1 protein-coding gene and 1 pseudogene are annotated in these 1725 nt (G+C 64.8%); one reads left to right on the top strand and one right to left on the bottom strand.

Features of this window, described 5'->3' with window-relative positions; translation table 11 throughout:
- Positions 1–123 precede the first annotated feature (123 nt).
- Positions 124–603, bottom strand: a pseudogene (locus tag QMF80_RS37835) (HD domain-containing protein); the annotation flags it as partial.
- A gap of 265 nt (positions 604–868) precedes the next feature.
- Here QMF80_RS37835 and QMF80_RS37830 point away from each other — a divergent pair.
- Positions 869–1333, top strand: a complete 465-nt coding sequence (locus QMF80_RS37830) for an NUDIX hydrolase (protein ID WP_283461954.1) — start codon at positions 869–871, stop codon at positions 1331–1333.
- The last annotated feature ends 392 nt before the right edge of the window (positions 1334–1725 follow it).

The following is a 1725-nucleotide window of genomic DNA, read 5'->3' as shown; positions in this document are numbered from 1 at the left end:
CGCCACAGCGGGGCCGCCGGCCTGGCACCCATCGAATTCGAACGAACCATCAGCGAAGCACGTGCCCGGCACCATCAGAAGGATCAAGCCGCATAAGGAAGGTCTCTACGCTTCCAGGGGATTGACAAGGCTGTCATCCCCGTAGCGGCCGACGATCTCCGCCACCCGCTCCTCAGCGGTCGTCCGCTCCCCGTCGGGCGTCGTCGTCATGTCGCAGTACACGAGCGCGTCCACCAGCAGCGGCTCGTCAAGCAACGGGAACTCAACATCCAGACACTCCCGTAGCCCGCGTTCTTCGGCTTCCAGCTGCGCGAAGGAATGGTTCGCCACCAACCGCACGAGCCGTCCATCAGCACCATGCTCGTCGCGTAGGAACCGTGCCCCGTCGAGCGGATGGAAGCCCGTCACCGCCAGCCGAGGTGCGTACCCCACGTCATGCAGCACCGCCGAAGCCAACAGGAGGCCGGCGTCTCTTCCCAAGATCTGCGCAAGCTCGGCCGCTCGAGTTGCCACCCCTTGCGAGTGCGCCCACCGCCTCGGAAGTGCAAGGCTGAGTTCCGCGTCTGCAACCCTCGTCGCCCAACCGACCAACGACTCATCCATGGACTGGTACCTGCCCCGCAGACTGTCCCGCCAGACCCCATGTGTCATGAGCTTCCCTTCGTGCCTCGTCGTGACCTGGCCAATGTATTCGGGCCAGGCAGGCGGCCGCCCAGGCATCCAGGCCGTTGGCGGGCGGGAATCCTCGGTGTCGGTACGGGGACAGCAGACGACGACACATGTCGACAGCGGCCTGGCGGGCGCGTTCATCGACGAATCAATCGGTGCGATCAGTAACCACTGTGAACGGCCTGGAGAGGTGCCTGAGATGACAATCACCAAGCGAAATGCCAGGGCAATCCTTCTGGACGGCGACGAGCTCGTCCTCATCAAGCGGACCAAGCCCGGCCGGGACCCGTACTGGGTGACGGTCGGTGGCGGCGTCGAAGCCGAGGACGCGAGCATCGAGGACGCCCTGCACCGCGAGGCGTTCGAGGAGCTCGGGGGCAAGCTGAGCAAGGCGGAGCTCGTGCACCTGATCACCGACCCACTGGAGGACGGCCTCGGAGTCCAACACATCTTCGCCGCGCGGCTGGAGCGGATGGACATCGAGGCGCGTACGGGTACCGAGTTCGACAAGCCCGAGCGGGGTGGCTACGAGGTCGTGCGAGTGCCATTCACCGCGGAGGCGATCCGGCAGCTAAACCTGATGCCGCCTGATCTGGCCGAGTTCACCGCTGGGAATGTCGAGGCCATCAAGGCCGTGCTCGACACTCAAATCCGGGCGTCCTGACCGGCCGTCCTGTTCATCAGGCGCAACGGCCCGGACAACGCTGGCAAGACCACGCAGCTACGCCTACTTAGCGCTCGCTTCCCCAGCATCAAGCTACTCGGCTCCATTCACGAGCACGAGCCGCCTTCGTGGGAGCGAGTGGCCGGTGAGAACTACGTCGTGTGGTGGTCCGATCAATCCACCACCGCCGAGCTGACCAGCTTCCTCCTCACAAGTTGCGAGAAGCGGGGCCGCTGCGCTCGAGCCCGGCTGCGTCGGTCTCCTTGACTGAGAAGCCGTATCTCTATCGATCATGAGAGCGATGTGATCGAAAACGGGGGCTGGGGCGGGTGAACCTGGCCGTGTCCGCGCATGAAGGCAGGGCCTCCTGAACATCTCCGGGTTGTCGAGAC

The sequence above is a fragment of the Streptomyces sp. G-G2 genome (genome assembly GCF_030063135.1).
Taxonomy (GTDB): domain Bacteria; phylum Actinomycetota; class Actinomycetes; order Streptomycetales; family Streptomycetaceae; genus Streptomyces.
Note: the sequence above shows the minus strand (reverse complement) of the source record. Positions and strands in the feature narration are given on the sequence as shown.

Excerpts from the sequence above, each read along its gene's own strand:
- QMF80_RS37830 (WP_283461954.1), top strand. The coding sequence starts at position 869 with ATGACAATCACCAAGCGAAATGCCAGGGCAATCCTTCTGGACGGCGAC.